A 653-nucleotide genomic window follows, 5' to 3' on the forward strand; every position below is an offset into this window, starting at 1 on the left:
GTTCTGTTGCAAAGTTTTAAATAAAGAATAAAATCCCTTACGGTATCTATGATTTAAGCTGGGATTCCCAATAATACCTTGATTTCAGTACAGACCGAAAACCCGAAGAGAGTGCCTTCTTTTCGGGTTTTCTTATATAATCCTCGAATGGCTTCCATGCCTTTAATCGTGGTAGAGGCAGTGCGTAAACTTCGATAGAATTTATTGCGTCTCTTTACTGGACGATGGTCTTGTTCAATCAAATTATTCAGGTATTTAATGGTACGATGTTCTGTCCCTTGATAAAAGCCGTATTCTTTTAGTTTCTTAAAGGCACTTGTAATAGAGGGGGCTTTATCTGTGACTACAACCTTCGGTTCATCAAACTGCTTCACTAACCGCTTAAGAAAAGCATAGGCTGCTTGTGTGTCCCGTTTTTTACGTAACCAAATATCCAAGGTTAAACCATCTGCATCGATGGCTCGATACAAATAATGCCATTTTCCTTTAATTTTGATGTACGTTTCATCCATTTTCCATGAATAAAAGGACTGTTTGTTTTTCTTTTTCCAAATTTGATAAAGAATCTTTCCGTATTCTTGCACCCAACGGTAAATTGTGGTGTGACAAACGTGAATTCCTCGGTCATACAGAATTTCCTGCACTTCACGATA

1 protein-coding gene is annotated in these 653 nt (G+C 37.7%); it reads right to left on the bottom strand.

Features of this window, described 5'->3' with window-relative positions; genetic code table 11:
* Positions 1 to 53: 53 nt before the first annotated feature.
* Positions 54 to 653, bottom strand: a 600-nt coding sequence (locus KA878_RS12650) for an IS6 family transposase (protein WP_210142170.1), incomplete at its 5' end; no start/stop codon positions are given.

The organism is Staphylococcus sp. GDY8P57P (assembly GCF_017892585.1).
Taxonomy (GTDB): domain Bacteria; phylum Bacillota; class Bacilli; order Staphylococcales; family Staphylococcaceae; genus Staphylococcus; species Staphylococcus borealis.